Source organism: Pseudoclavibacter sp. RFBG4 (assembly GCF_002931515.1).
Taxonomy (GTDB): Bacteria; Actinomycetota; Actinomycetes; order Actinomycetales; family Microbacteriaceae; genus Pseudoclavibacter.
In genome coordinates this window covers 1-22,352 of sequence record NZ_PSYC01000055.1, presented here as the reverse complement: position 1 = coordinate 22,352, position 22,352 = coordinate 1, and the positions used below count along the sequence as shown (strand labels likewise).

The 22,352-nt window shown below is 68.4% G+C and carries 24 protein-coding genes and 1 pseudogene; 8 read left to right on the top strand and 17 right to left on the bottom strand.

Features of this window, described 5'->3' with window-relative positions; translation table 11 throughout:
• Positions 1 to 128: 128 nt before the first annotated feature.
• From C5E10_RS17750 to C5E10_RS17740, 3 genes are all read right to left on the bottom strand, one after another.
• Entirely contained in the window at positions 129 to 467 is a 339-nt protein-coding gene (locus C5E10_RS17750) for a P-II family nitrogen regulator (protein ID WP_104332770.1), read from the bottom strand.
• A 136-nt stretch (positions 468 to 603) separates the two neighbouring features.
• A complete protein-coding gene (locus C5E10_RS17745; RefSeq protein ID WP_104332769.1) occupies positions 604 to 1,857 on the bottom strand; it encodes an ammonium transporter in 1,254 nt (417 codons plus the stop codon).
• A gap of 157 nt (positions 1,858 to 2,014) precedes the next feature.
• Positions 2,015 to 3,064: a phosphotransferase enzyme family protein gene (locus tag C5E10_RS17740; protein WP_181062823.1), complete on the bottom strand. Its 1,050-nt coding sequence runs from the start codon at positions 3,062 to 3,064 to the stop codon at positions 2,015 to 2,017.
• Positions 3,065 to 3,299: 235 nt separating this feature from the next.
• On the opposite strand from C5E10_RS17740, the gene C5E10_RS17735 reads away from it, so the two are divergent.
• From C5E10_RS17735 to C5E10_RS17725, 3 genes are all read left to right on the top strand, one after another.
• Positions 3,300 to 4,631: an aspartate aminotransferase family protein gene (locus tag C5E10_RS17735; protein ID WP_219820410.1), complete on the top strand. Its 1,332-nt coding sequence runs from the start codon at positions 3,300 to 3,302 to the stop codon at positions 4,629 to 4,631.
• A 309-nt stretch (positions 4,632 to 4,940) separates the two neighbouring features.
• Complete coding sequence (locus C5E10_RS17730; RefSeq protein WP_104332766.1) at positions 4,941 to 5,603, top strand: GAP family protein; 663 nt, start codon at positions 4,941 to 4,943, stop codon at positions 5,601 to 5,603.
• A 42-nt stretch (positions 5,604 to 5,645) separates the two neighbouring features.
• A complete protein-coding gene (locus C5E10_RS17725) occupies positions 5,646 to 6,188 on the top strand; it encodes a hypothetical protein (RefSeq protein WP_104332765.1) in 543 nt (180 codons plus the stop codon).
• Between the two features lie 181 nt (positions 6,189 to 6,369).
• On the opposite strand, the gene C5E10_RS17720 is transcribed toward C5E10_RS17725, so the two are convergent.
• Complete coding sequence (locus tag C5E10_RS17720; RefSeq protein ID WP_104332764.1) at positions 6,370 to 7,014, bottom strand: NAD(P)-dependent oxidoreductase; 645 nt, start codon at positions 7,012 to 7,014, stop codon at positions 6,370 to 6,372.
• Between the two features lie 179 nt (positions 7,015 to 7,193).
• Between C5E10_RS17720 and C5E10_RS17715 the strand changes: the two genes are divergently transcribed.
• Positions 7,194 to 7,565, top strand: coding sequence for a helix-turn-helix domain-containing protein (locus C5E10_RS17715; protein WP_104244573.1), 372 nt, complete (start codon positions 7,194 to 7,196; stop codon positions 7,563 to 7,565).
• Positions 7,562 to 8,413, top strand: a complete 852-nt coding sequence (locus C5E10_RS17710; protein ID WP_104332763.1) for an SDR family oxidoreductase — start codon at positions 7,562 to 7,564, stop codon at positions 8,411 to 8,413. Before C5E10_RS17715 ends, C5E10_RS17710 begins: the two co-directional genes overlap by 4 nt.
• Before the next feature lie 316 nt (positions 8,414 to 8,729).
• Here C5E10_RS17710 and C5E10_RS17705 read toward each other — a convergent pair whose 3' ends face one another.
• The 4 genes from C5E10_RS17705 to C5E10_RS17690 all read right to left on the bottom strand — a co-directional run bounded on the left by C5E10_RS17705 (position 8,730) and on the right by C5E10_RS17690 (position 11,173).
• Positions 8,730 to 9,167, bottom strand: a complete 438-nt coding sequence (locus C5E10_RS17705) for a VOC family protein (protein ID WP_104301535.1) — start codon at positions 9,165 to 9,167, stop codon at positions 8,730 to 8,732.
• Positions 9,168 to 9,212: 45 nt separating this feature from the next.
• Entirely contained in the window at positions 9,213 to 9,977 is a 765-nt protein-coding gene (locus C5E10_RS17700) for a class I SAM-dependent methyltransferase (protein ID WP_104332762.1), read from the bottom strand.
• 66 nt (positions 9,978 to 10,043) lie between these two features.
• Complete coding sequence (locus tag C5E10_RS17695; RefSeq protein WP_104332761.1) at positions 10,044 to 10,790, bottom strand: DUF429 domain-containing protein; 747 nt, start codon at positions 10,788 to 10,790, stop codon at positions 10,044 to 10,046.
• Positions 10,791 to 10,846: 56 nt separating this feature from the next.
• Positions 10,847 to 11,173: a ribbon-helix-helix protein, CopG family gene (locus C5E10_RS17690; protein WP_146080332.1), complete on the bottom strand. Its 327-nt coding sequence runs from the start codon at positions 11,171 to 11,173 to the stop codon at positions 10,847 to 10,849.
• A 435-nt stretch (positions 11,174 to 11,608) separates the two neighbouring features.
• On the opposite strand from C5E10_RS17690, the gene C5E10_RS17685 reads away from it, so the two are divergent.
• The gene (locus tag C5E10_RS17685; protein ID WP_258071205.1) at positions 11,609 to 12,538 is read left to right on the top strand and encodes a DMT family transporter; all 930 of its coding nucleotides are present in this window, start codon (positions 11,609 to 11,611) and stop codon (positions 12,536 to 12,538) included.
• 48 nt (positions 12,539 to 12,586) lie between these two features.
• Here C5E10_RS17685 and C5E10_RS17680 read toward each other — a convergent pair whose 3' ends face one another.
• The 5 genes and pseudogenes from C5E10_RS17680 to C5E10_RS17660 all read right to left on the bottom strand — a co-directional run bounded on the left by C5E10_RS17680 (position 12,587) and on the right by C5E10_RS17660 (position 15,681).
• On the bottom strand, positions 12,587 to 13,828 hold the full coding sequence (locus C5E10_RS17680; protein ID WP_104332758.1) for an MFS transporter: 1,242 nt from the start codon (positions 13,826 to 13,828) through the stop codon (positions 12,587 to 12,589).
• A 38-nt stretch (positions 13,829 to 13,866) separates the two neighbouring features.
• Positions 13,867 to 14,032, bottom strand: a pseudogene (locus C5E10_RS17675) (IS110 family transposase); the annotation flags it as partial.
• A 210-nt stretch (positions 14,033 to 14,242) separates the two neighbouring features.
• On the bottom strand, positions 14,243 to 14,584 hold the full coding sequence (locus C5E10_RS17670; protein WP_104332757.1) for a hypothetical protein: 342 nt from the start codon (positions 14,582 to 14,584) through the stop codon (positions 14,243 to 14,245).
• A gap of 270 nt (positions 14,585 to 14,854) precedes the next feature.
• The gene (locus tag C5E10_RS17665) at positions 14,855 to 15,382 is read right to left on the bottom strand and encodes a hypothetical protein (RefSeq protein ID WP_258064888.1); all 528 of its coding nucleotides are present in this window, start codon (positions 15,380 to 15,382) and stop codon (positions 14,855 to 14,857) included.
• Positions 15,383 to 15,384: 2 nt separating this feature from the next.
• Positions 15,385 to 15,681, bottom strand: a complete 297-nt coding sequence (locus C5E10_RS17660) for a PadR family transcriptional regulator (protein ID WP_258071206.1) — start codon at positions 15,679 to 15,681, stop codon at positions 15,385 to 15,387.
• 52 nt (positions 15,682 to 15,733) lie between these two features.
• On the opposite strand from C5E10_RS17660, the gene C5E10_RS17655 reads away from it, so the two are divergent.
• Together C5E10_RS17655 and C5E10_RS17650 are read left to right on the top strand one after the other, a co-directional pair.
• Complete coding sequence (locus C5E10_RS17655) at positions 15,734 to 15,868, top strand: helix-turn-helix domain-containing protein (protein WP_258071204.1); 135 nt, start codon at positions 15,734 to 15,736, stop codon at positions 15,866 to 15,868.
• Between the two features lie 8 nt (positions 15,869 to 15,876).
• Entirely contained in the window at positions 15,877 to 16,515 is a 639-nt protein-coding gene (locus C5E10_RS17650; protein WP_104332755.1) for a recombinase family protein, read from the top strand.
• Between the two features lie 181 nt (positions 16,516 to 16,696).
• On the opposite strand, the gene C5E10_RS17645 is transcribed toward C5E10_RS17650, so the two are convergent.
• The 4 genes from C5E10_RS17645 to C5E10_RS17630 all read right to left on the bottom strand — a co-directional run.
• The gene (locus C5E10_RS17645) at positions 16,697 to 18,244 is read right to left on the bottom strand and encodes a glycoside hydrolase family 1 protein (RefSeq protein WP_104332754.1); all 1,548 of its coding nucleotides are present in this window, start codon (positions 18,242 to 18,244) and stop codon (positions 16,697 to 16,699) included.
• Complete coding sequence (locus C5E10_RS17640) at positions 18,241 to 20,184, bottom strand: beta-glucoside-specific PTS transporter subunit IIABC (protein ID WP_104332753.1); 1,944 nt, start codon at positions 20,182 to 20,184, stop codon at positions 18,241 to 18,243. Before C5E10_RS17640 ends, C5E10_RS17645 begins: the two co-directional genes overlap by 4 nt.
• 106 nt (positions 20,185 to 20,290) lie before the next feature.
• Positions 20,291 to 21,115, bottom strand: coding sequence for a PRD domain-containing protein (locus C5E10_RS17635; protein ID WP_104332752.1), 825 nt, complete (start codon positions 21,113 to 21,115; stop codon positions 20,291 to 20,293).
• A gap of 122 nt (positions 21,116 to 21,237) precedes the next feature.
• A partial coding sequence (locus C5E10_RS17630; RefSeq protein ID WP_104332751.1) for a Gfo/Idh/MocA family protein occupies positions 21,238 to 22,352 on the bottom strand: 1,115 nt, incomplete at its 5' end.

The window sequence follows — 22,352 nt, the reverse complement described above, 5'->3', positions numbered from 1 at the left end:
CCCTCGCCTCGTCCCGCGCCTCTCCCCAACCGCAAAGTTGTGGCCCGTTGCTGCTCCCAGTGCCGGGAGCAACAACGGGCCACAACGATCTCGGGCACCGCGATGGCGTGAGCTACACGGTGCGCGGACTACACGGCCGCGGGGCCCGACTCGCCCGTGCGCACGCGGACGACGTGGCTGACATCCGTCACCCACACCTTCCCGTCGCCGACGTTGCCGGTGCGGGCCGCCTCGACCACGACGTCCAGAGCCTTCTCGAGCGTCTCGTCGGCGACCAGCACCTCGACACGAGTCTTGGCGCGGAACGAGACCTTCACGGCCTGCCCGCGGTAGTACTCGGTGAGGCCCTTCTGGTGGCCGTGCCCCTCCACCTCGGTAATCGTGAGGCCCGTGAAGCCTGCGGCCTCGAGAGCATCCTTCACATCGTCGACCTTCGTCGGCTGGATCACTGCGGTCACGAGCTTCATCGGCGTGCGCTCCTCTTCTGTGCTGGCGTTGTCTGTGCGTTCTGGTCGTGGGGGTCGCGCGTCGACTGCGTGTTCTGATCGCGCGGGGTGAACTCGGACCTGCCGAGCGCACCGAAGCGGCCTGTCTCCATCATGGTCAACGTGCCTCGAACTCGTAGGCGCTCTCGGCGTGGATGCCGCGGTCGAGACCGACAGACTCCACCTCGTCGGGCACGCGGATCGGCACGATCTTGTTCATGACCCACGCGATCAGGTACGTGACGACGAACGCGTAGACGCACGTGACGACGATGGCCACGAGCTCACGCCACAGGAGGCTCGGGTCTCCGCCGAAGAAGAGGCCCGCGATGCCAGCCGGTGCCGCGGCCGCGCCGAGGAACACCACGAACAGGGCCCCGACGATGCCGCCGATGCCGTGCACCGAGAACGCGTCGAGCGCGTCGTCGACCTTGGCGCGGTTCTTCCAGCCGATGCAGAGCGCCACCACGGCACCCGTGATGAAGCCGAGGGCCAGCGCGCCGAGCGGGGTGACCGCATCCGCTGCCGGGGTGATGCCGACGAGGCCCGAGATCATGCCCGTCGCCATGCCGAGCGTCGTGGCGTGCTTGTCGCGGATGCGCTCGATGAGCAGGTAGCCCAACGCGCCGGTCAGCGCGGACAGGGTTGTCGTGAGCACCACGTAGCCGGCGAGGAAGTTCGCGCCTGCGGCCGTTCCGCCGTTGAAGCCGATCCAGCCGAAGAAGAGGAGGCCGGCGCCGAGAAGGACGAGCGGCATGTTGTGCGGGCGGAGCTCCGTGTTCTTGCGGCGGCCGAGCACGAGCGCGAGGGCAACTGCCGAAGCGCCGGCGTTCATGTGCACCGCCGTGCCACCCGCGTAGTCGTGCAGGCCGAGGACGTTGCGCATCCACCCGCCGACCGTCTCGCCGTCGTCGCTCGTGAACGCGAAGACCCAGTGGGCGAGGGGCGCGTAGACGAGGATCGTCCACAGCGCGGCGAAGATCAGCCACGCCCAGTACTTCATGCGCCCAGCCGCACCGGATGCGACGATCGCGATGCTGATGGCGGCGAACAGGATGTAGAAGGCACCCCAGTAGGCGTCGACGGCGATGATGTCGCCCTCGGAGGAGTCCGTCATGAACGACTCCATGCCGACGAACGCGAGCGGGTCACCGATGATTCCGGCGCCCCCCACCGAGTTTCCGAGCACCATGCCGTGCACGAACAGCACGTAGATGACGGCGACCACGGCCATCGAGCCGAAGACCATCATGGCCATGTTGAGCATGTTCTTGCTGTTGAGCATTCCTCCGTAGAAGAACGAGATTCCGGGGAACATCAGGAGGACGAGTCCGAATGCGGCGAGCATCCAGGCGAGATCGGCAGCGGGCATACATGGCTCCTTGTGTTGGGGTCATGGAGGGAGATGGCGTGCGGGATGCACGGGTGGAGCAGTCTGGGGAGCGGGCGGCTCGCGGGCGCACCGCGCTCGTGATGGGGCCTTCGGCCTCGGGTACGCGGCGGCGGTCGGCAGACCACAGCCGCTGGGGTCAGTCGATGAGCCAGGTCGGGGAGGCCAGGAACCGGTCGGCCGTGAACAGCGCGGCGTCGATGACGCCACCGCCCTGCAGGTCCGGCGGGAGCGCCTCATCGCGGTGGGTCGTGCTCCAGCCGAGCATCGTGAGCGTGCGGACCATGGAGAGCGCGCAGCCGAGCTCGAGCTGCGCATCCGTCAGTCGCCCCTCGGATCGATACCCATCGATCCAGTTGCGGGCCATGACGCGAGCCTCGGGCTTGTGCTCCTGGAAGGTGAGCGCGGACGCGAAGTCGTAGAGGAACCAGCTGAAGCCGGAGTCGTCGAAGTCGATGACGATCAGCCGCTCGCCGTCTCGGATCACGTTCGTGGGGCGCAGGTCGGAGTGCACGAGCCCCCAGTCCTGCCAGCCAGCCGGCGCGGCCTGCACGAGGCCGAGGGCCGACATCTCGGCGCGCTCCAGCTGATCGAGCTGCGCCGGCGTCAGCGAGGCGCGGCGCCAGTCGCCCCACCTCGCGGTCGAGCCGAGAAGGTCGGGGAGACCCCACGTGAACCGGTCGAATCCCGCCGGTCGCCGCCAGCTGCGCGCGTGGTCGTGGAGGCGGGCCGTGATCTGCCCGAGCTCCGTGAACCACGGCGTCGCGTCCTCGACGTCCTGCAGGATCGAGCCGCGAACATGCTCGAAGTACACCGCCTTGAGGGGCATCCCGTCGGGGGACGGGATGCTCTGCGCCACCTGTCCGTCGGCGCCAGGGATGGGAGACGGGACCTCCGCGCATCCCGAGTCGCGGATCGCCTCGACCCATAGCATCTCCGAGCGCAGCTGCCCCTCGCCCTCCTGGTAGCCGGGCTGCTGCAGGCGAACGACGCCGATCGGCTGGCCTGCCAGCTCGACGAGGTACGACGCGTTCTCGGAGACGGAGATGAGCTTCGTTTCGGCCTCGGGCGGGAGCCCGAACGCCGCGAGCATCCCGTCGTGCAGCCAGGCGGGAGCCGATTCCCCCTTGACGAGGGCGTCGAAGACGCGCAGCCCCGACACGGGTTGCTTGAGCGTTGCCTCGATCATGGTCGTCTCCTCGGGCTGGGGCGATTCGTGCAGCGGATGCACGGATCGCGGCGGCTCTGGTGTGTGCCGGCTGAGTGCGGGGTGATCCATGTCTAGGTGCTGATTCGCTGAAGATGAGCGATGCACGGGCACTCGTTACACACGATTTACCGGGAGGAAACAGTGCGCTCGACTGGGCCGGACAGGATCGAAGCGCCGACCGGGCGAAGTGCGCCCGCGGGAGAGGACACGTCACGTGAGCAGATCGACGATCATGGACGGCAACAGCTACCGGGTGGGGGAGTCCTCAGCGGCGGCCGAGACCGAGGCCATGGTCGAGCGGCGAACGCGGCTCCTCGGACCCTCCTACCGGCTCTTCTACTCGAACCCCGTCCACCTCGTGCGGGGCAGCGGCACGTACCTCTATGACAACGACGGCGTCGAGTACCTCGACATGTACAACAACGTCGCGAGCCTCGGCCACGCGCATCCGCGGGTCGTGGCTGCGATGGCGGCGCAGGCTGGCACCCTCAACACCCACACCCGCTACCTGCACGAGGCGATCCTCGACTACACGGAGGACCTGCTCTCGACGATGCCGGCGGAGATCGGGCAGGTCATGTACCAGTGCACGGGGTCGGAGGCGAACGACCTCGCCCTGCGCGTCGCCGCCGCGTACACCGGCGGCAGCGGCGTCATCGTCACGAGCGAGGCGTACCACGGCACCTCGGGGCTGACCTCGGGCGTCTCCCCGGCGCTCGGCAGCGGGCAGACGCTCGGGCTCGAGGTGCGCACCGTGCCAGGGCCGGACACCTACCGAACCGCCCCCGAGCTCGTCGGCGAGAAGCTCGCCGCCGACATCCGCTCGGCCATCGCCGACCTCGCCAGGCATGGGGTGAAGTTCTCGGCCTTCCTCGCCGACTCCGTCTTCTCATCCGATGGCGTCGCCGCCGACCCGAGCGGCTTCCTCAAGCCGGCGTTCGACGCCGTGCACGCGGCCGGCGGCGTGTGGATCGCCGATGAGGTGCAGCCGGGTTTCGGTCGCCTCGGGCCGCGGATGTGGGGCTTCGCGAGGCACGACATCGTGCCCGACATCGTCACCATGGGGAAGCCCATGGGCAACGGCATCCCCGTCTCCGGCATGGCCGCGCGCCCCGAGGTGCTCGAGCCCTTCGCCACGAACATCCCGTACTTCAACACGTTCGGCGGGAACCCGGTGGCGATCTCCGCCGCCCAGGCGGTGCTCGATGTGCTGCGCGACGAAGGGCTGCCGGAACGTGCGGCGAGTGTCGGCGACCAGCTGCGCGCCGCGATCCGCTCGGTGGGGGATGCGCGCATCGGCGACGTCCGCGGCGCCGGGCAGTTCACGGGCGTCGAGATCGTCGCCGACGCATCCAGCAAGGAAGCCGACGGGGTGACCGCGCTCGCGCTCGTCAACGCGCTGCGCGAGCACCGCGTGCTCACCTCGACGGCAGGTCCCAGCAACAACGTCCTCAAGGTGCGGCCACCCCTGTCGTTCCAGGAACACGACATCGGCCGGTTCACGGATGCGCTCGCCGCGGCGCTCGCGGACGTGCCGGTGCGCTGAGGCGCTGAGGCGCGGTCCCGGCCTGTGGTCGCCGCTGCCTGCCTGAGCTGCCGTTCCCTGCTCGCCCCGCCTGCCCTGGCTGAGCTGCCGTTCCCAGCTCGCCCCGCCTGCCCTGGCTGAGCTGCCTGCCCTGCCTGCCCCGGGCCGCCTGACCAACTTCAGTGCTCATCCGGAGCCTGGCTGGCTTTGAGGAGCGTTTTCAGCCGAATGAGCACTGAAGTTGGTCAGGCGCGGCGGGCATCGCGGCCGGCGAGGCGAGTCAGCGGACGGCCCGCCCGGTAGAGTCCACGGCATGCGGGGGAGCGAGGGGTGAGCGGCGGTCTGGTCGCGGCGCTCATCGGCCTCGCCGTCATCGACTCGCTCAACCTGTCGACGATCGCGGTTGTCATCCTCATCCTGCTCACCGTGCAGCGACCGGTCCCGACGGGTTGGGTCTACGCGGCGGGCGCAGCGGCCGCCTTCTTCGGGCTGACGATGCTCGTGTACTTCGGGGCGAGCTTCGCCGGGACGCTCGTCGACGACCTCGCCACGTGGATGCGCCGCATCATCTTCCTCGGCTTCGGGATCCTGTTTCTCGTCTTCGGGGTGCGGCGCTTCCGAACTCGCGAGCGCCGCGGCTACCCGCTGTTGCGCTGGGTGAATCCGGCCACCGCGTTTCCGCTCGGGGTCGTCGCGACGGTCGCGGATCTGCCGAACGCGTTCCCGATGTTCTTTGCCGTGGAGCGCCTCATCGACGCCGAGGTCTCCGCCCCGACGGCGGTTGCGGCGCTCGCGGCCTACACGGTGATCTACGCGGTGCCGACCGTGTTCGCGCTTGTGCTCGGCATCCTGTTCAAGGATCGCCCCCGGGAGCGCTTCCGCGAGGTCTACGCGCGTCTCACGACCGGGGAGGTGAAGGCGAGCCGCAAGATGGCGACGCTGCACTTCGCGCTCGCGGCTGGCTGCTTCGCGGTCGCGCTGTTCTTCGTCTGAATGGTGACGCGGTCTCTTCCGGCGATCGGTAGTCTCGCTCGCATGAGCATCGAGAAAGCACAGCGGTCGGCCGCGGCCATCGCGATCGGCTGCGCTGGTTCCCTGCTCGCCCTCGCATACGTGGCGCTCGGCGCGCTGCAGGTCCTCGTGCTGAACCCGCTTGCCGCGGTTCCCGACCGAACCCTGCCTGAGATCTATCGAGACGCGGCTGCGGCCAACGAGCCGTTCGCGGTGGGGTGGGTCGTGGCGTTCGCGGTGATCGGCGCTGCGCTCAGCCTGGGGAACCTGCTGCTCGCTCTTCGTCGCCAGGCAACGTGGCGGGGGAGTGCCGTGTGCGGCCTTCTCATCCTGATGCTGGGCGCGCCACCCTACTTCTGGGCGTCGTTCTCGATCGGGATGTCGATCGCAGACGGCTTCGGAACCAGCGGTGGTGACCACTCGGGCTGGTCGGGGGCGCTGTTCGTCGTGAGCGGATGCGCGTTCCTGGCTCTGCTGCTGCTAGCGGTCGAAGCCGGTCTGCGGAAGGCGGCGCGGAGCGTCGGGACTCGACGCGCGGTCGCTGACTCGGTACATAGCGAGGCGTAGCATCGGACGGAACCCCATTTCCGGGTTCGGGCGCTTCGCGTCGCCAGATGACGCCGGGCTGTCTGTCCGCCCGGAGACCTGGGGGTTGCGCATGCTTGCTGAGCAACGAGCATGCGCAACCCCCAGGTCTGCGACTGGATGTGGAACGCTGCAAGCGGCGTGAGGCTGGGGCTAACGTCAGTCAGTACGCGACGCCGAAGCGGGCGCGGCGGTGGGTGGGCGTGTCGATCTCGGCGACGATCGCCGTCGCGAAGTCGGCACCGGAAATGTTCGAGTCGCCGTTCGCGTCGGTGAGGAGCACGTCGCCGCCGATGCGGTACTCGCCGGTCGCCTCGCCCGGCGCCCAGGCGCCGAACGCGGCGGCAGGGCTCACGTAGAACCAGTCGAGCTCGGGGGCGGATGCGCGCAGGTCGTCGAGCACGCCCGCCATCTCGGAGGCCTCGGGCTTCACCGCATCCGGGAAGCCTTCCGTGTCGAAGAGCCTCGGGCCACCCTCGGCGACGAACAGCGAGCCGGCGCCACCGATGACGCCGAAGCGCACTCCCTTGGAAGCCGCGAGCTCGGCGGCCTTCGCGAGGAGTCCGCGGGTGCGTCCCTCGAGTTCGCCGCGGGGTGCCAGTGCGGAGACGACGACCTCGGCCCCATCGATCGCATGCTCCAGCGTGCCGTCCTCGAGCACGCTGCCGTTGACGTAGCTGACACCGTCGATCGGCTCTGCGGGGCGCGAGCGGCTGAACGAGGTGACCTCGTGTCCAGCGGCGGCTGCCGCCCGGACGAGGTGGCTGCCGGCGTATCCGGTCCCGCCGAGGATGGTGATCTTGGCCATGATGGTCCTTTCGTCGCGGCGGCCGTTTCAGCCGCCGAAGGTCACCGTAGGAGACCGACTGCGGGGAGGGGAAGAAGGCACTTTGCGGGGAGTCGGTTACCGCGAAGTGCCCTTTGCGCACCTCTTGAGTCTCCACTGGTAACTGGGTAACCTGTGGATACTCCGAGGAAGGGTGGGCCATGTCCGAGCCGCTGTGGGACCCGTACGTCCGAGACTGCCCGTCGCGGCGACTGCTGGATCGGATCGGCGATCGCTGGACGGTGCTGGTCGTCGGCACGCTGCACGATGGGCCGAAGCGATTCTCGGAGATCCAGGCGGCCGTCGATGGCGTCTCGCAGAAGATGCTCACCCAGACGCTCCGCGGCCTCGAACGCGATGGCCTCGTCACGCGCACCGTCTTCCCGCAGGTGCCGCCCCGCGTCGACTACGAGCTGACGGAGGTCGGCCGCAGCCTGCTCGGCCCGCTCCGCATCCTCACCGACTGGGCGGCCGAGCACATGTCCGATGTCGGGGATGCGCAGCTGCGGTACGACGAGAGCAGGGCGGCATGAGCGACTCACGTGCGGAGCGCGTCGCGGTGACCGGCAGCACGGGCGCTGTCGGCGGACGCGTCGCCTGGCAGCTTGCGGATGCGGGAGCCCTGCAGCTCCTCCTCGCGCGCACGCCGGCGAAGGCGCCCCAGCTGCCCGGCTGCGTCGTCGCGCCCTTCAGCTACGCGGATCGTGCCGCATCGACGGCCGCCCTGCGCGGCGTGCGCACGCTCTTCATGGTGTCGGCGTCCGAGAGCGAGACTCGTCTCGACGAGCATCGCGCGTTCATCGACGCGGCGGCAGACGCCGGGGTCGAGCATGTCGTCTACACGTCGTTCTTCGGGGCATCGCCGGACTCGACGTTCACGCTGGCGCGAGACCACTTCGCGACGGAGGAGCACCTCAAGGCGTCGGGGATGGCGTGGACGTTCCTGCGTGACAACTTCTACATGGACGTCATGCCCATGTTCGTGGGCGACGACGGCGTGCTGCGCGGCCCCGCGGGAGACGGACGTGTGTCGATCGTGAGCCGCGCCGACGTCGCCGCGGTCGCATCGAGCGTGATGCTTGCGCCGGATGCGCATCAGGGTGCGAGCTACGACCTGACCGGACCTGAGGCCCTCAGCGCGGCCGAGATCGCCGACGCGATCGCTCACGCGAGCGGCACCGCCGTCACGTTCCACGACGAGACGCTCGAGGAGGCGTACGCGTCGCGGGCGAAGTGGGGCGCGCCGCCCTGGCAGAACGATGCCTGGGTGAGCACGTACACGGCGATCGCGAGCGGTGAGCTGTCGAGGGTCTCGGTCGACGTCGAACGGGTCACGGGCAGGACGCCCGTCTCGTTCGCCCAGTACCTGGCGAGTGAGTAGCCGACGGCACCGATCGCGGAACCCCGAGCGCCCCGATCGTCGGGCGCGCGATCACGGATGAGTTCACGCGGAGCTCCATGACGAGGCTCGCGTTGAGCACGGAGCTCCGGTCGGCGGCTGACCAACATCAGTGCAGATTCGGCCCGCTGGGGCAGCCTGCGCTCGGTTTCGGACGATTTTGCACTGATGCTGGTCACGGTAGGCGGCGCTGCGGAGGTGGCGGGAACGGTCGGGGTTCGGTCTCCGGCTCGGTCTCCGTCCTCGGTTCCCCTCGTCGGCGATCCGGGCACCGGGGTCGGGCTTGCTGCGCGGCGTGTCAGCTCTTCGTGAGGTCCTGAGCGAGCATCACGATGATGCCGCTCGGCCCCCGCAGGTAGGTGAGCCTGTACACGTCCTGGTAGTTCGCGACGCCGCGAAGCGGATGGCAGCCGTGCCTGGCGGCGATGGCGAGCGAGGCGTCGAGGTCGTCGACGGAGAACGCCACGCGGTGCATGCCGATCTCGTTGGGCAGCGTCGGCTCGGTCTCGATGGCCTCGGGGTTGAGGTACTCGAAGAGCTCGAGCTGTCCGTGTCCGTCCGGTGTCTGCAGCACGGCGATCTTCGCGTGGTTCCCGTCGAGGCCGACGGCCGTGGACGCCCACTCGCCGCTCACCTCGTCGCGGCCGAGCACGGTCAGGCCGAGGTCGGTGAAGAAGGCGATGGTCGCTTCGAGGTCGCGGACGGCGATGCCGACATTCTCGAGTCTGATGGGCATGGTCGGCATGCTACTCAGCTTTGCCGAGCGGATGCGGGGCCCGCGCTACCGGTTCACTCGCCCGACCCGACCGCCGATGGGCCAGGTCGTCCGGCGCTCGGTCGAGGGGTCGCCCCAGAGCTCGGCGAGGTCACGGCCGACGTCTTCGAGGAGATGCTCCCGGCCGGCCTCGCGGGCAGCGCGGACGGCCGACCAGGTCGAGAAGTAGCCGAGCAGCGCATCGAGCGTGAGGTTCTTCTCGATGCTGGGGGCGCGGAACTCGAGCTCCTCGAACGGGAAGGGGAGGTCGCGGTACTCGCGTTCGACGAGGCGCCTCGTCGGCGGCCAGTACGCTCCGAGGTCGTCGGCGTAGAAACGCTGGGCGCGGTCGTCGATCGCCGGGTCGTCGACGTGGAGGATGCCGTAGCAGAGGAGTGCGAGGATGCCGCCGTCGGCGCTCACTCGGGTGACCTCGTCGTAGAACTTGGGCAGGTCGAACCAGTGCGCGGCCTGGGCGACGCTGACCAGGCTGGCGGAGTCGTCGTGGATGCTGCTCGGCAGCGATTCGGCGGGCGCCTGCACGTACTCGACGCGCGGATGCGGCGCGGCGTTGGCGATCTGCTCCTCGCTCGGGTCGAGGCCGACGACCTTCTCGAAGACGTCGCCGAGGGTGGTCGTGAACTGGCCGTTCCCGCAGCCCACGTCGAGGGCGAGGTCCGTGCTCGGCGTGAGCTCGGCCAGCTCAGCGGCCAGCGACGAGGGGTAGCTGGGGCGGAAGTCGGCGTAGGCCCGCCCGCCCTCGGTGAACCAGTTGCGCGCAGCTCGAGTCATGCGCTGATGCTAGGTGCGGCGGCTGAGCGCTCGGCGGCGGTTCCGGCTGGAGTCAGGAGTCAGGCGTCAGGCGTGGGGTGCCAGCTCGGCGATGGAGCAGGTCGGCAGGGCGACCCAACCTTCCAGCTTCGCGGCGTCGAGCAGCTCTGGTGCGACGGGCAGCGTCTTGCCGAGCGCGTGGGCGCGTGCATTGAGTGACGCGGCGAGGGCATCGAGGGCGTCGTCGGAGCGGCCGAGGAGCGTTCGCTGTTCGTCGGTCGTCTCGAGCCAGGGGAGCGCATCCAGCAGCGCCGCCGCCGCCAGGACGCGCGCCTCCGGCTTCGTCTTGTACCCGGGAGTGAGCAGCCCCCAGGCGCGCAGGGCCGCGGCGGGGTAGACCTCGGCGAAGCGTCCGCCGCCGGAGCGGTCGACCTCCTCGCCGGTCGACTCGAACGCCTCGAGCAGCTCGGCGCAGTGGATGGCCGTCATGCCGAGCCGGTCCGTGGATACGCTCAGCGGCCACCGCCCCGTGCGCTCGCGCACGACCCGGTCCGTGTTTCGGTAGGCGAGACGCCGACGCAGGTCGATGCCGGAGTGCGTGCGCGCCCCCGTCGCCCGTCCTGCGTGCGCCGTCACGAACTCGACGAACTCGATGGGCCAGCCGAACGCGCAGTCGATGCCGATGCTCGTCGCATCCACCGACAGAGCGACGATGTCCGCGTCGTGGATGTCGAGCCGCAGCTCGGCCACACGGGCCGTATCCGCTCCCCACTCGATGGCGGCGAGCGCCGTCCGGGTGGGCTCGGCGGCCAGGTCAACGCCAACGGTTCTCACTCGAGCAACGCTACGGGAACGCGACTGGGCCCCGCTGCGACTCGCGCCAGGTCTCCTCAACTCGCGAGGGCGCGCGCCTTCACAGCTGCGAGGTCACGCTCGAGGCGCTCGATCGCGACGCGCAGATCGTCGCCCTGGTGCGCGGCGAGCCCCTCCAAGATGAACCCTCGAGTGAGTGTCGACAGCGACACGCCATTCTTCGCCGCAAGTGCTTGCAGTGCCTCAAGCGTCTCCGCGGGTACCCGGAGCGTCAAGAGCGGAGATGGCCCATGGTTGGGTTTCGTCCACTGCCCCTCAGCGGTGGTCTCTCGATACTCGGGGCTGTCCGCTTCGAGCTCGGCGCGGATCGCGTCGCGTGCGTCCTGGGGGAGTGCGTCAGTCATTGTCTCGCCGTTCTTCGTGGAGCTTTCGATGGGAAGCATTGGCAGGCCAGGCGTTGCCGCCGAAGAGGCGTCCATCGTGCCTGATCACGATCACCACAAGTAGCTGTTGAAGCGATGTGCTCCGTCCGATGTACCGGTCTGATCTGCCGGATCGACTTACTGGGTCCGGTGAGCGGAGGAGGGCCTCCGGGTCGTCGAGCGCTTCCTCAGCCTGGTGGGGTTCGACTCCGTGACGGTCGCGCATATGCGCGACCGCGTCAGGGTCCCAGGTGATTCTGACCATGATCGAGTGTATAACACCCGTTGTACGTTTCGTGGATGCTAGAAGCACGCGGCCAGGTTCCGCCCGGTGCGAAGCGACCGCACTCGCGGTACCGCCTGGCTAGGCTGACGTGGTCGAGCCGCGTTCCGCTGCCCGGGTCAGGGGGGGTGCTCGTGAGTGTGGGCTCGTTGGGTGCGGCGCAGGACGCATCCGCTCGTCGCTCGCTGGTGATCGCAGTGCTGTCGCTGCTCGGGGCGACCCTGTTCTGGGCGAGCAACTACATCGTCGGCGAGGCGGTGCTCAAGACCATGGACCCGCTCAGCCTCGTGCTGTGGCGTTGGACGCTCGCCGCCGTGCCGCTGCTCGCGATCGCGCACTTCGTGGAGCGTCCCAAATGGCGTGAGGTGCTGCGAGCCTGGCCGTGGCTGCTCGCCCTCAGCTGCACGGGGCTCGTCGGCTACAACCTGACGCTCTACGCCGCACTGCAGTACAGCGACGCCTTCAGCGCGTCCCTCATCAACGCGTTCAACCCCGCCGTGATCGCGGTCGCCGCCGCAGTCTTCTTGAACCAGCGCCTCACCAGCACCGGCGTCTGGGGCGTCGTGATCGCCCTCGTCGGCGTGTTCGTCGTCGTCAGCGGCGGCGATGTCGGCGCGTTCCTGGAGGCGGGGTTCGGGATCGGGCAGCTGCTCATGTTCGGCGCCGTCGGCATCTGGACGGCCTACACGATCATCGGCCGCCGATCGCCGCCGCTGCCGCCGATCACCTCGACGTCGATCCAGGCGGTCATCACCGTGCTCCTCGTCGCGCCGGTCACCTTCGCGACGGGCGGCCCGCAGCTCCCGGTCTCAGCGGAAGCGCTCACGTCGCTGCTGCTCATCGCAGTGTTCCCGTCGGTGCTGTCCTACCTGCTCTGGAACCGCGCGCTCGCCGTCATCCCGGCGGCCCGAGCAGGGGTGTTCCTGAACCTGATCACCGTGTTCACGGTCGCGTTCACCCTGCTGGCCGGCCAGCCGTTCACGATCGGGCAGCTCGTGGGCGGGGCGATCGTCATCGTCGGAGTCGTCGTCGCGAACGCGCAGGCGTTCCGGCGGGCGGCTTGAATCCGCCTGTGTCGCAACGAACCGGGTAGCTGACGAGCGCCGGCGTCTTCAGCGCTGCGAGGTCGAGTTCTCGGAGCTCGATCGCGGTGCGACTGCGACGTCGGAGCCCTCCTGCCGCGGTGCCCCGCGGCCGACCAGCCAGCTCGCGACGGCCGCTACGGCGACGAGGGTCAGCACGGCGATGAGCGCGGACCTGAGCCCGAAGTCCTCGCCGAGGAAGCCGAGCGCTGGCGGCCCGACGAGGAACGCGATGTAGCCGAGCGTCGCGGCGAACGCGACGCGCGCATCCGGCCGGTCGCCCGATGCGCCAGCGGCCGAGAGCGCCACAGGGAAGCCGAGTGCCGTGCCGAGGCCCCACAGGATCGCGGCGCAGGCGGCGACCGCCTGGTTGTCGACGAAGATGATGAGCGCGAGCCCTGCCGCGCCGATCAGCGCGCTCGCGCACAGCACCGCGGGCCGCCCGAAGCGGTCGACGAACGAGCCGCCCACGAACCGTCCGACGGTCATCGACAGGGCGAAGACCGCGAAGATGCCGGAGCCCCAGGCCGCGTCGAAGCCGTGCCCGTCGACCATGACCAGTGGGAGCCAGTCGTTGGCGCTGCCCTCGGCCATGGCGAGCGCGAGCACGATGACGCCGATCAGCAGCAGCGTCCTGTCGCGCCAGAGCGGGCTGCTGGCTGGCGCATCTGCCTTAACGGTGCTCGCCTCGAGCGCCGCCCTGCCGGTAGCCGGGGGAAGGAGGCGGATGGAGGCGACGAGCCCCACCGCGACGACCACGGCGGCGATGCTGAGGTGCGCCAGGATGGGGAAGGATGTGGCGGTCGCGACGATGCCGCCGACTGCGCCGATGGTGGTGCCGAGGCTGAAGAAGCCGTGCATGGCGGGCAGCGTCGATTTGCCGAGCTGCCGCTCCACGTCAGCCCCCTCGATGTTGAGCGCCACCTCTGCGCCGCCCATGCCCAGGCCGAAGAGGGCGAGCCCGAGGGCCACGACGATGCCGGAGGCCAGCGCCGCACCCGCCCCGATCGTCAGCGCGCTCGCCGCGACGAGGGTCATGCCGACGGCGATGACAGGGCGCGCGCCGAACCTGCTGACGAGCCGGCCCGAGCTGAGGATGCCGACCATCGACCCGACCGACAGGCCGAAGAGGATCAGCCCCATCTCCGCGGTCGACGCGCCGAGCGCATCCCGGACGTCGGGGGTGCGGGTCACCCAGGATGCGATCGTGATGCCCGGCAGGAAGAAGAGCACGAACAGCGCGAAGCGGCGGCGCTGGGGGGAGGCGGGCAATTGGGGTCCGTTTCAGATGAGGAGGGCCGATGGTCTTGTCAAGCGGCAGGAGCCATAGGTGGCTGGTAGATGGTGCCGTCTCGGAGTATTGCGTAGAGAACGTCGCAGCGTCGTCTCGCGAGAGCTCACGAGTGCTTGGTTGTGGCGTTTGCCTTGCGCTCGTTTCCGGTCGTAGTACGACCTTGAGACTGGGTCTCTGAAAGCGGTGCGGATGCGGTCTTGTGGATTTCAGCAATCGCTCGAAACTGATCGTTTATGACGGTGACTGGACCGAGATCGCAGGCCATGGGTCGCTCCCGCTTCGACCAGACCGCTCGGGTCTATGGGGCGAGTGATGTCAGCTGCTGACCTCCAGTGCCAGAGCCTGGATGCCCGAGCCGCTGCCGGAACCGGTCAGTGACCGCCGTCCTGCTATCAGTCAATGGAACCGCGTTCGCCGAGCGCGACTGCGGCTTGAAAGATCTCCACGACTACGTCGGGGCCGTCGAAGGCCTGGCTCGGGTTCACGTCTTCCCCCTCGCTGGCCGCGTGGATGATGAACGTCTCGCTGATGAGCCGGTTGCCCACGAGTCCCGTCTTGCGAGAGACGACGTTTCCCGTCACCTCGATCTTGCCGATTGCACCGGAGAACCACTTCACCTCGCAGGACGTTGGCCTCACGAGATAGCCACCCTTGGAGGTCTCGAAATCGGCCGCGTCGTGCAGGCGGTACGAGATCGTGGTCATCCGCTTCGGGCTGTCCAGACGGACGGTCATCAGCTTGCTCCTCGGCGTCGCGCTCGGCTCGTTCCCACAAGCATGGCCCGGCAGCTGCTCCCCCGCAAACGATCGTTTGTGGGGGAGAGGTTGAGCCGGACGCCGTCAACGTCTGTGAATCACAGCCGCAAATGTCGCCGTGATCACGGCGATGTATGTCCTGTCTAATGCGTGAGTCAATTCGCCTCGTGGCGGCGCAGTGACGCCGATCTCTGTCATCGACCTTGGGGAGTGGTGGTTGTCCCCGCCATCACCGATTGATCCTTCGATCTACTCGGTGGTCGTTCTGTCGCGACGGAATAGGCGCCAGACCCTTGCGCCGACGAGCAGGAAGATGGCGATGATGACGATGGGCACGACGAGCCATTCCCATCCCCCCGACCACCCAATGCCGAAGCCCTGATCATTCGAGAACGCGTTGACGGGCACGAAGAAGAAGGTTGCCTCCGCCTTCATCGGTGCAACGCTATCCACCACCGCCAGCATGCCCCCCGCGAACGAGAGGAACACGACCCAGTACGTGCCGAGCGCTGCCGCGGCAGTCAACGTGCCGATTGACCAGAGCGGCCGCATCCATCCTCCCTCGCCATAGCGTGCTGCAAGTGTTCGCGGGGCACCCAGGTCGGCAATTACCGCTTGCACCGGCCGCCCATCCGTGTCAATCTCGTCGCGCAGCGTTCTCAGGATGCGCCTGCGCTCGGAGGCAGAGACGACTCCCTCGAGGTGCCAGTCCAGACGAAGCAAATACATGGATGCGCGCATGGATGTCGAATGTTTGGCTTGAGTGAAGTGTGACATGCTCATTGCCTTTCGAGTTCGATGGCTTCGGACACGGCCGTAGCAGTTTGCTCCCACTGATGTCGGGCGACCGCGAGGGCAATTTCGCCTGCATCCGTCAGCGCGAAGTACTTACGAGGTGGGCCACTCGGCGACGACCTGGAGAACGTCGTGACGAGAGAGTCCCGTTCGAGCCGGTTCAGGACGGGATATACCAACCCCGTACTGACTTCGAGGTCGAGCGCCGTCAAGCGCTCGACCAACTCATACCCGTAGGACTCCTCCTGCTGAATAAGTTGCAGAACTACCAACGGGAGCACTGCGCGCGTCAGTTGCGCATCCTGTCGAGCTTGTATACGAGACACGCTAGTAGTGAAGCATGAATACCGAGAGCCTGGCAAGCTGATTCTCGAAGGCGGCCACACAGTGCAGGAAATTGCCGACACGTTCGGGGTGTCCCGGCCCACGATCTATCGGCACTTGGCCGAGCACGTCGAGCGGGCCTGACAGGGATCATGGCGCACCTCAGCGACCGGCAGAAAGCCGAGCTTGTGCGCCAACACCAGGACGGCGTGCCGTGGACGCGTCTAGCGGAGCACTCGGGCGTTGCGGCGCGGACTCTGCGACGCTGGGCCCCGCAGTGTCTGGAGGCCACTCGACCCGGCGCCGGAACGGGCACCGCCAAGCGGCCGCAGTGGCTCGCCTGCCTCGACTATCTGCGCGAGGGTGACACCCTCGTCGTGCGCCGTCTCGACCGCATCGCGGGGAGCGAGACGATGGCCATTCAGGCCATCAGTGAGCTGCACGATCGCGGCATCGACATCAAGAGTCTCACTGAGCCCGACATCGACACGACCACGCCGATGGGGCGCGCATTGTTCGGCATCGTCGCCGCCTTCGCGCAGCTCCGCGTGGACACGATTCGGGAGAACACACAGCGCGGGCTCGCGCACGCGCGAGCCCAGGGCCGCGTCGGCGGCCGCCCGTCCGTGATGACGCCCGAGCGCACAGAGCAGGCGTTGAACATGCGCGCCCAAGGGCACAGCATCCAGCGCATCGCGACCGTGCTCGGCGTCGGCAGCTCGTCCGTTTCGCGTGCGCTCGATCGCGCCGCCGAAGACGCCAAGCTCGACGGCACGCAGCTCTCCGCGTAAGCGGCCTGCCCGCTTCTTCCCCGTCCTCCCAATACCTGCTGCCCCTCACTGGGAGAGGCCGCGGTCCAGGGCGTGGCTTCGAGCGTATCGACCGGCTGGCCGATGCCGCGCGGCAGAAGAGGGCCGCCATGCACGCATGGCGGCCCTCTCGGGACGAACGGCCGTGGTCGACGGCCGGTGCCTACGCGCCGGTTGCGGGCAGCGCCTCGAGCGTCGCGCCGTTCGAGGCGATGAGCTCCCGATACCAGTGGAAGCTGTCCTTCCGCACGCGGTCGCCGCTGCCGGCGCCCTCGTCGTCGAGGTCGACGTAGATGACCCCGTACCGCTTCGTCATCTGCGACGTGGAGGCGCTCACGATGTCGAGTCCGCCCCACGACGTGTAGCCGAGCAGGTCGACGCCGTCCTCGATGGCCTCCCGAACCTGCTGCAGGTGCTGGCGGAAGTAGTCGATCCGGTACGCGTCGTGCACGGCCCGGTCGTCGCCGGACCCTTCGAGCGCATCTGTCGCCCCGAGCCCGTTCTCGACGATGAACAGCGGCACCTGGTAGCGGTCCCACAGATCGTTGAGCACATACCGCAGGCCCTCCGGGTCGAGGTGCCAGCCCCATTCGGTGGTCTGCAGGTGGGGGTTCTTGATCGTCGAGAACAGGTTGCCGCCCGTTGCGCCGTACTGCTCGGGGCTCACGGAGGAGACGAGGCTCATGTAGTAGCTGAACGAGATGAAGTCGACCGTGTTGGCGGCGAGGAGCGCCCCGTCGCCCGGCTCCATGGCGACGTGGATGCCCGTGTCGCGCCAGAAGCGCCGCACGGTTCCCGAGTACCGGCCGCGCACCTGCACGTCGGTGTGGAACAGGTTCATGTTGTTGTCCCACTGGGCCCGCACGATGTCGGCGGGCGCCGAGGTGGCCGGGTAGTGGGCCATGCGGGCGAGCATGCAGCCGACCTGCGCATCCGGGGTGATCTCGCGGGCGGCCTTCGTGGCGAGGGCGCTCGCGACGAACTGGTGGTGCAGCGCCTGGTAGCCGACCTGGCGCGGGTCGACGCCGTCCTCGGGTTCGCGCTCGATGATGCCGCCGCCCGTGTACGGCTCGATGAGGGTCGTGTTGATCTCGTTGAACGTCAGCCAGTAGCGCACGAGTCCCCGGTACCGCGTGAGGATGGTCCTCGCGTACGTTTCGAAGAGGCCCACGACGGCGCGGTTCGACCATCCGCCGTACTCGGTGACGAGGTGCAGGGGCATCTCGTAGTGCGACATCGTGACGACCGGTTCGATGCCGCGCTCGCGGAGGCGCGTGAAGAGACGCTCGTAGAAGAGGAGGCCTTCCTCGTTGGGCTGGGCGTCGTCGCCGTTGGGGAAGATGCGCGACCAGGCGATCGACATGCGCAGTGACTTCAGGCCGAGCTCCGCGAAGAGCTCGACGTCGCCCTCCCAGCGGTTGTAGAAGTCGCTTGCCGAGCGCTTGGGGTAGCCGGCTGCGCCCGGGGTGGCGATGGCTTCGGCGATCTGCGCATCCGTCGCCTTCATGAGCGAGGTGATGTCGACGTAGTCGCCGGTCTTGCGGAAGGGGATGACGTCGGCCTGCGAGAGGCCCTTGCCGTCTTGGTCGAAGCCACCCTCGACCTGGTTCGCGGCGAATGCGGTGCCCCAGAGGAATCCGTTGGGGAAGGCGCCGGAGGCTCCGTGCGGGCTCGGGTCGGTTGCGGTGCGCTGCTCCGTGGTGCGTGTCATGCGGTTGCCTCCTTGCGGCTGGCCTCGGCGTCGATGGTGGAGAGGACGTGCATGAGCGCGTCGCCGTTCCCGCGCGTGCCGGGGGTGCCCGGCACGATTGAGCGCAGGCCGAGGTTGGTGATGACGATGACCGTCACGGTGTCGTTGGTTGCGCTGACCGCGTCGAGGTCGACGTCGATGAGCGGGTCGCCGATGGTGACGCGGTCTCCTTCCGCGACGTGCGCCTCGAAGCCGCGGCCCTGCAGGGAGACCGTGTCGATGCCGATGTGGATGAGCACTTCGGTGCCCTGGTCGCTGCGGATGGCGACGGCGTGCTTGGTCGGGAAGACGGTGACGACTTCACCCGTGACGGGCGACGTGACGTGACCGCTGGTCGGGCGGATGGCGGCGCCGTCGCCGACGAGACGCTGCGAGAACGTCTTGTCTGGCACGTCGTCGAGGGGGATGAGCTCGCCTGCCATGGGGGAGGCGATGAGCTCGCCGCTCGAGGGCGCGAGGGGTGCATCCGTCGCCGTGGTTGCGGTGGCTGCGGCCGCCGGCTTCTCGTTCGCCGCGACGGTCTGGGAGGCCTTGGCGAGGATCGACTCGTCGATGCCGAGGATGGCGGAGACGACGGTCGAGACGATGAACGCGAGGACGATGCCGAGGATCGCCCACCCGAAGGTGGCTCCGACGAGGCCCGGCAGGCCGGGGAGGCCGCCGTTGCCGGCGAGCACGTAGGCCTGCACGCCGAAGCCGAGCGAGATGGCGCCGCCGACGCCGGCTCCTGCCATGGATGCGATGAGGGGGCGGCGCAGCGGGAGTGCGAGACCGTAGAGGGCTGGCTCGGTGACGCCCATGAGGGCCGTGAAGGTCGTCGAGAGGGAGAGTGCCTTGATCTGCGCGTTCTTGGCGCGGAGGAAGACGCCGAAGACGGCTCCGGCGGTCGCGAACGTCTGCACGTAGGTGAGGGGCAGGAACTTGTCGTAGCCGAGAGTCGCGAGGTTCTGCAGGATGAACGGGACGAGCGCGTAGTGCATCCCGGTCATGATGATGAGCGGGAGCAGCGCGCCGATCACGAAACCGGCAGGTGCGCCGCCGTTGTCGAGCGCCCAGTTGATGCCACCGGCGACGCCGTTGCCGACGAAGGTGCCCAGCGGGCCGAGGGCGACGAGGGTGATGGGGACGACCGTGACGAGCGTGAGCATGGGCACGAAGGTCAGCTTCAGGAACGACGGGATGATCTTCGTGAAGAGGCGCTCAGCCCACGACATGAGGTAGACGCCCAGCAGCACGGGGATGACGGAGTACGCGTAGGAGACCGAGGTGACCGTGACCCCGAGGAGCGCGACCGGCTCGCCGGCGCTGAGCATGGTCGTGAGCGCCGGGTAGACGAGGACCGCGCCGAGGGACGCCGCGACGTAGGGGTTCGCGTTGAGCTTCCGCGCTGCCGAGACGGCGACGACGATCGGGAGGAAGAAGAAGACCGCGTCGGCGATGGCCGAGAAGATGAGGAACGTCTGCGAGCTCGGGTCGACCCAGCCGAATGCGTTGATGAGGGCGAGCACACCCTTGAGGAGGCCCGCGCCGGCGATGGCCGGGAGGATGGGTGCGAACACGCCGGAGATGAAGTCGAAGAAGCGGGTGTGCAGCTTCTGCTTGCCGCCCTTGGGGCCGGCGGATGCATCCGCTGCACTCTCTTCGGAGCTCGCGAGGCGCGGCAGGTCAGCAACGATCGCCTTGTGCACCAGCGGCACGTCGTTCCCGATGATGACCTGGTACTGCGAGCCGGCGTCGTTGACGCCGACGACGGGCCCGATCGCGGTGAGCGCGGACTGGTCTGCCTTCGTGTTGTCCTTCAGGCCGAAGCGCAGGCGGGTGACGCAGTGGTAGAGCGAGGAGATGTTCTCTTCGCCGCCGACTGCGGCGATGATCGCTGCGGCGTCTTTCTCATACTTCATGGGGTGTCTCCTGGTTGGGGAGAATCCCGGCTTCACGCGGTTGCCCTCACGCTGCGGTGGATTCTTGGGGTGTTGAAAACTGTGGGGTGGATGCGGCGGTGCCGTGTCAGAGGAAGTTCGCGATGTGCAGGCCGAGGTAGACCTTCTCGGAGGCGCTCATCGCGTGCCCGTGGCTGCGCTTCACGAACGCATCCACCTTGTCGACGCTCGAGAACGCTGCCGGCTTCTGCTCGGTGAGGATGCGCAGCAGCTCGGCGTCGTCGCGTTGCACGGTCTCGCCGAGCAGCACGCGCTGCGCGAAGAAGCGCACGTGGGTGACGAAGCGGAGGTACGACGAGTTGGCGTCGTCGTAGTGCAGGCCGAAGTGGAGGCGCACGATGTCGAGGATCGAGTGGGTGAGTTCCATGAGGCGGGCCGCGCTGTCGGCGGCGCCGCCGACCTGCGCGTTGATGACGTGGAGGGCGATGCTCGTCGCCTCCTCCTCGGGGAGGTCGACGTCGAGGCGCGAGTTGAGCTCGGCGACGGCGCTCTTCGCGAAGGCGTACTCGCTCGGGTAGTAGCGGCGCACCTCGACGGCGAGCGGCACGGTGAAGTCGCCGCCGTCGCGGGCGCGCTGCACGGCGAACACGAAGTGGTCGGCGAGGCTCGCGTAGAGGCTGTCGCTGATCTTCGCGCTCAACTCGGCGCGCGCGCGGGCGACGAGGTCGGCGGTGGCGGTGAGGATCTCGGCCGGGATCGAGTCGACGATGGAGGCGAAGTGCCGGCTGGCAGCGTCGTCCTCGAGCCGGAAGACCTTCTCGACGAGCGACTGGTCGACGCGCTCGCCCGGCTTCGAGCGGAAGCCGAGTCCCTTGCCGAAGACGATGACCTCCTGCAGGGAGTCGTCCAACGCGTCAACAACGTTGTTGTTGAGTACCCGCCGAATGATCATCTTGCTCTCCTAGGAACACGCTTGCTGAAATCGTCGTCGAAACAGCTGCGGTGTTGCCTGCGGAAGCAGTGACAAGCCGCTGTCACTGTAACCACATCCTCGAGACATGGCAAGCGGGAGGGCTACGGGGTCGTCTCGCCCGGGTAGACGACGCCAACCGCGGCCCGGGCCTGGTCGAGCACTTCCAAGATCTCGATGGATGCCTGCCAGGGCATCACGGGAGACTGCGTGGCCCCGCCTGCGAGGAGACGCGCGAACTCGGCGGCCTCGAACTGGAAGCCGCCTGGCACCGTCGCATCCCACTCGCTGACGGTGGCACCGCTGACGCCATCGGTCGACTCGTCCGTGGCCTCCCCGGACCCGTCGCGGTCGAACTCGCTCACGCGGAGCATTCCCGGAACGAAGAACTCCCCGGGCAGTTCGACGATGCCGCGCTCGAACACGAACTCCGCGCTCGACGCGGCTCGTCCCTCGAAACTGCACCGAGCCGTGCCGACGGCGCTCGCGGTGCGCATGATGACGGATGCGGACCCGTCGACGGCGTACCCGGGAAGCAGGTTGCCTGCCGCGGCGACCTCGACGGGCGAGCCCATGAGATCGTGGACCGCGGCGACCGAGTAGACGCCGATGTCGAGCAGCGCGCCACCGCCCTGCTCGACGTCCACGATGCGCGGGACGGGGGTCTCCATGATCCCGGCGAAGTTCGCGTGGGCGGTGACGAGGCGACCGAGCATTCCGTTGGCGGCGATCTGCCTCGTCACCGTGAACTGGGGGAGGAACCGCGTCCACATGCCGTCGACGACGAGCACTCCACGCTGTTCTGCAGCGGCGAAGACCTCGCGGGCCTCGCGGGCATTGAGCGTGAACGGCTTCTCGACGAGCACCGGCTTGCCTGCGCGGATGCACGCGAGCGCGAGCTCGTGGTGTGTCGAGTTGATGGTTGCCAGGTAGATCGCGTCGACGCTCGGATCCGCGATGAGCTCGGCGTAGGAACCGTACGCACGCTCGACGTCGAGCTCCTGGGCGAAGGCCTCGGCGCGCGACAGCTCGCGCGCCCCGACCGCCGCAATCGCCGACCGGGTGTGACGGGGCACCTCGTGCGCGAATCTGCGCGCGATGTGGCCGGCACCGAGGATTCCCCAGCGCAACAGGGGAGCATCCGCCGGGTCGAGCAGCTCGACACCCTCCGCGAGGCGAGCGATGGGGGCGGGGAGTTCGGCGACGAACGCGGGGGCGG

Coding starts and splice junctions, on each gene's coding strand:
- C5E10_RS17690 (WP_146080332.1), bottom strand. CDS start 11,173: ATGACTGACGCACTCCCCCAGGACGCACGCGACGCGATCCGCGCCGAG.
- C5E10_RS17665 (WP_258064888.1), bottom strand. CDS start 15,382: ATGTCACACTTCACTCAAGCCAAACATTCGACATCCATGCGCGCATCC.
- C5E10_RS17645 (WP_104332754.1), bottom strand. CDS start 18,244: ATGACACGCACCACGGAGCAGCGCACCGCAACCGACCCGAGCCCGCAC.
- C5E10_RS17700 (WP_104332762.1), bottom strand. CDS start 9,977: ATGACTCGAGCTGCGCGCAACTGGTTCACCGAGGGCGGGCGGGCCTAC.
- C5E10_RS17745 (WP_104332769.1), bottom strand. CDS start 1,857: ATGCCCGCTGCCGATCTCGCCTGGATGCTCGCCGCATTCGGACTCGTC.
- C5E10_RS17670 (WP_104332757.1), bottom strand. CDS start 14,584: ATGACCGTCCGTCTGGACAGCCCGAAGCGGATGACCACGATCTCGTAC.
- C5E10_RS17650 (WP_104332755.1), top strand. CDS start 15,877: ATGGCGCACCTCAGCGACCGGCAGAAAGCCGAGCTTGTGCGCCAACAC.
- C5E10_RS17635 (WP_104332752.1), bottom strand. CDS start 21,115: ATGATCATTCGGCGGGTACTCAACAACAACGTTGTTGACGCGTTGGAC.
- C5E10_RS17640 (WP_104332753.1), bottom strand. CDS start 20,184: ATGAAGTATGAGAAAGACGCCGCAGCGATCATCGCCGCAGTCGGCGGC.
- C5E10_RS17750 (WP_104332770.1), bottom strand. CDS start 467: ATGAAGCTCGTGACCGCAGTGATCCAGCCGACGAAGGTCGACGATGTG.
- C5E10_RS17720 (WP_104332764.1), bottom strand. CDS start 7,014: ATGGCCAAGATCACCATCCTCGGCGGGACCGGATACGCCGGCAGCCAC.
- C5E10_RS17725 (WP_104332765.1), top strand. CDS start 5,646: ATGAGCATCGAGAAAGCACAGCGGTCGGCCGCGGCCATCGCGATCGGC.
- C5E10_RS17705 (WP_104301535.1), bottom strand. CDS start 9,167: ATGCCCATCAGACTCGAGAATGTCGGCATCGCCGTCCGCGACCTCGAA.
- C5E10_RS17740 (WP_181062823.1), bottom strand. CDS start 3,064: ATGATCGAGGCAACGCTCAAGCAACCCGTGTCGGGGCTGCGCGTCTTC.
- C5E10_RS17710 (WP_104332763.1), top strand. CDS start 7,562: ATGAGCGACTCACGTGCGGAGCGCGTCGCGGTGACCGGCAGCACGGGC.
- C5E10_RS17715 (WP_104244573.1), top strand. CDS start 7,194: ATGTCCGAGCCGCTGTGGGACCCGTACGTCCGAGACTGCCCGTCGCGG.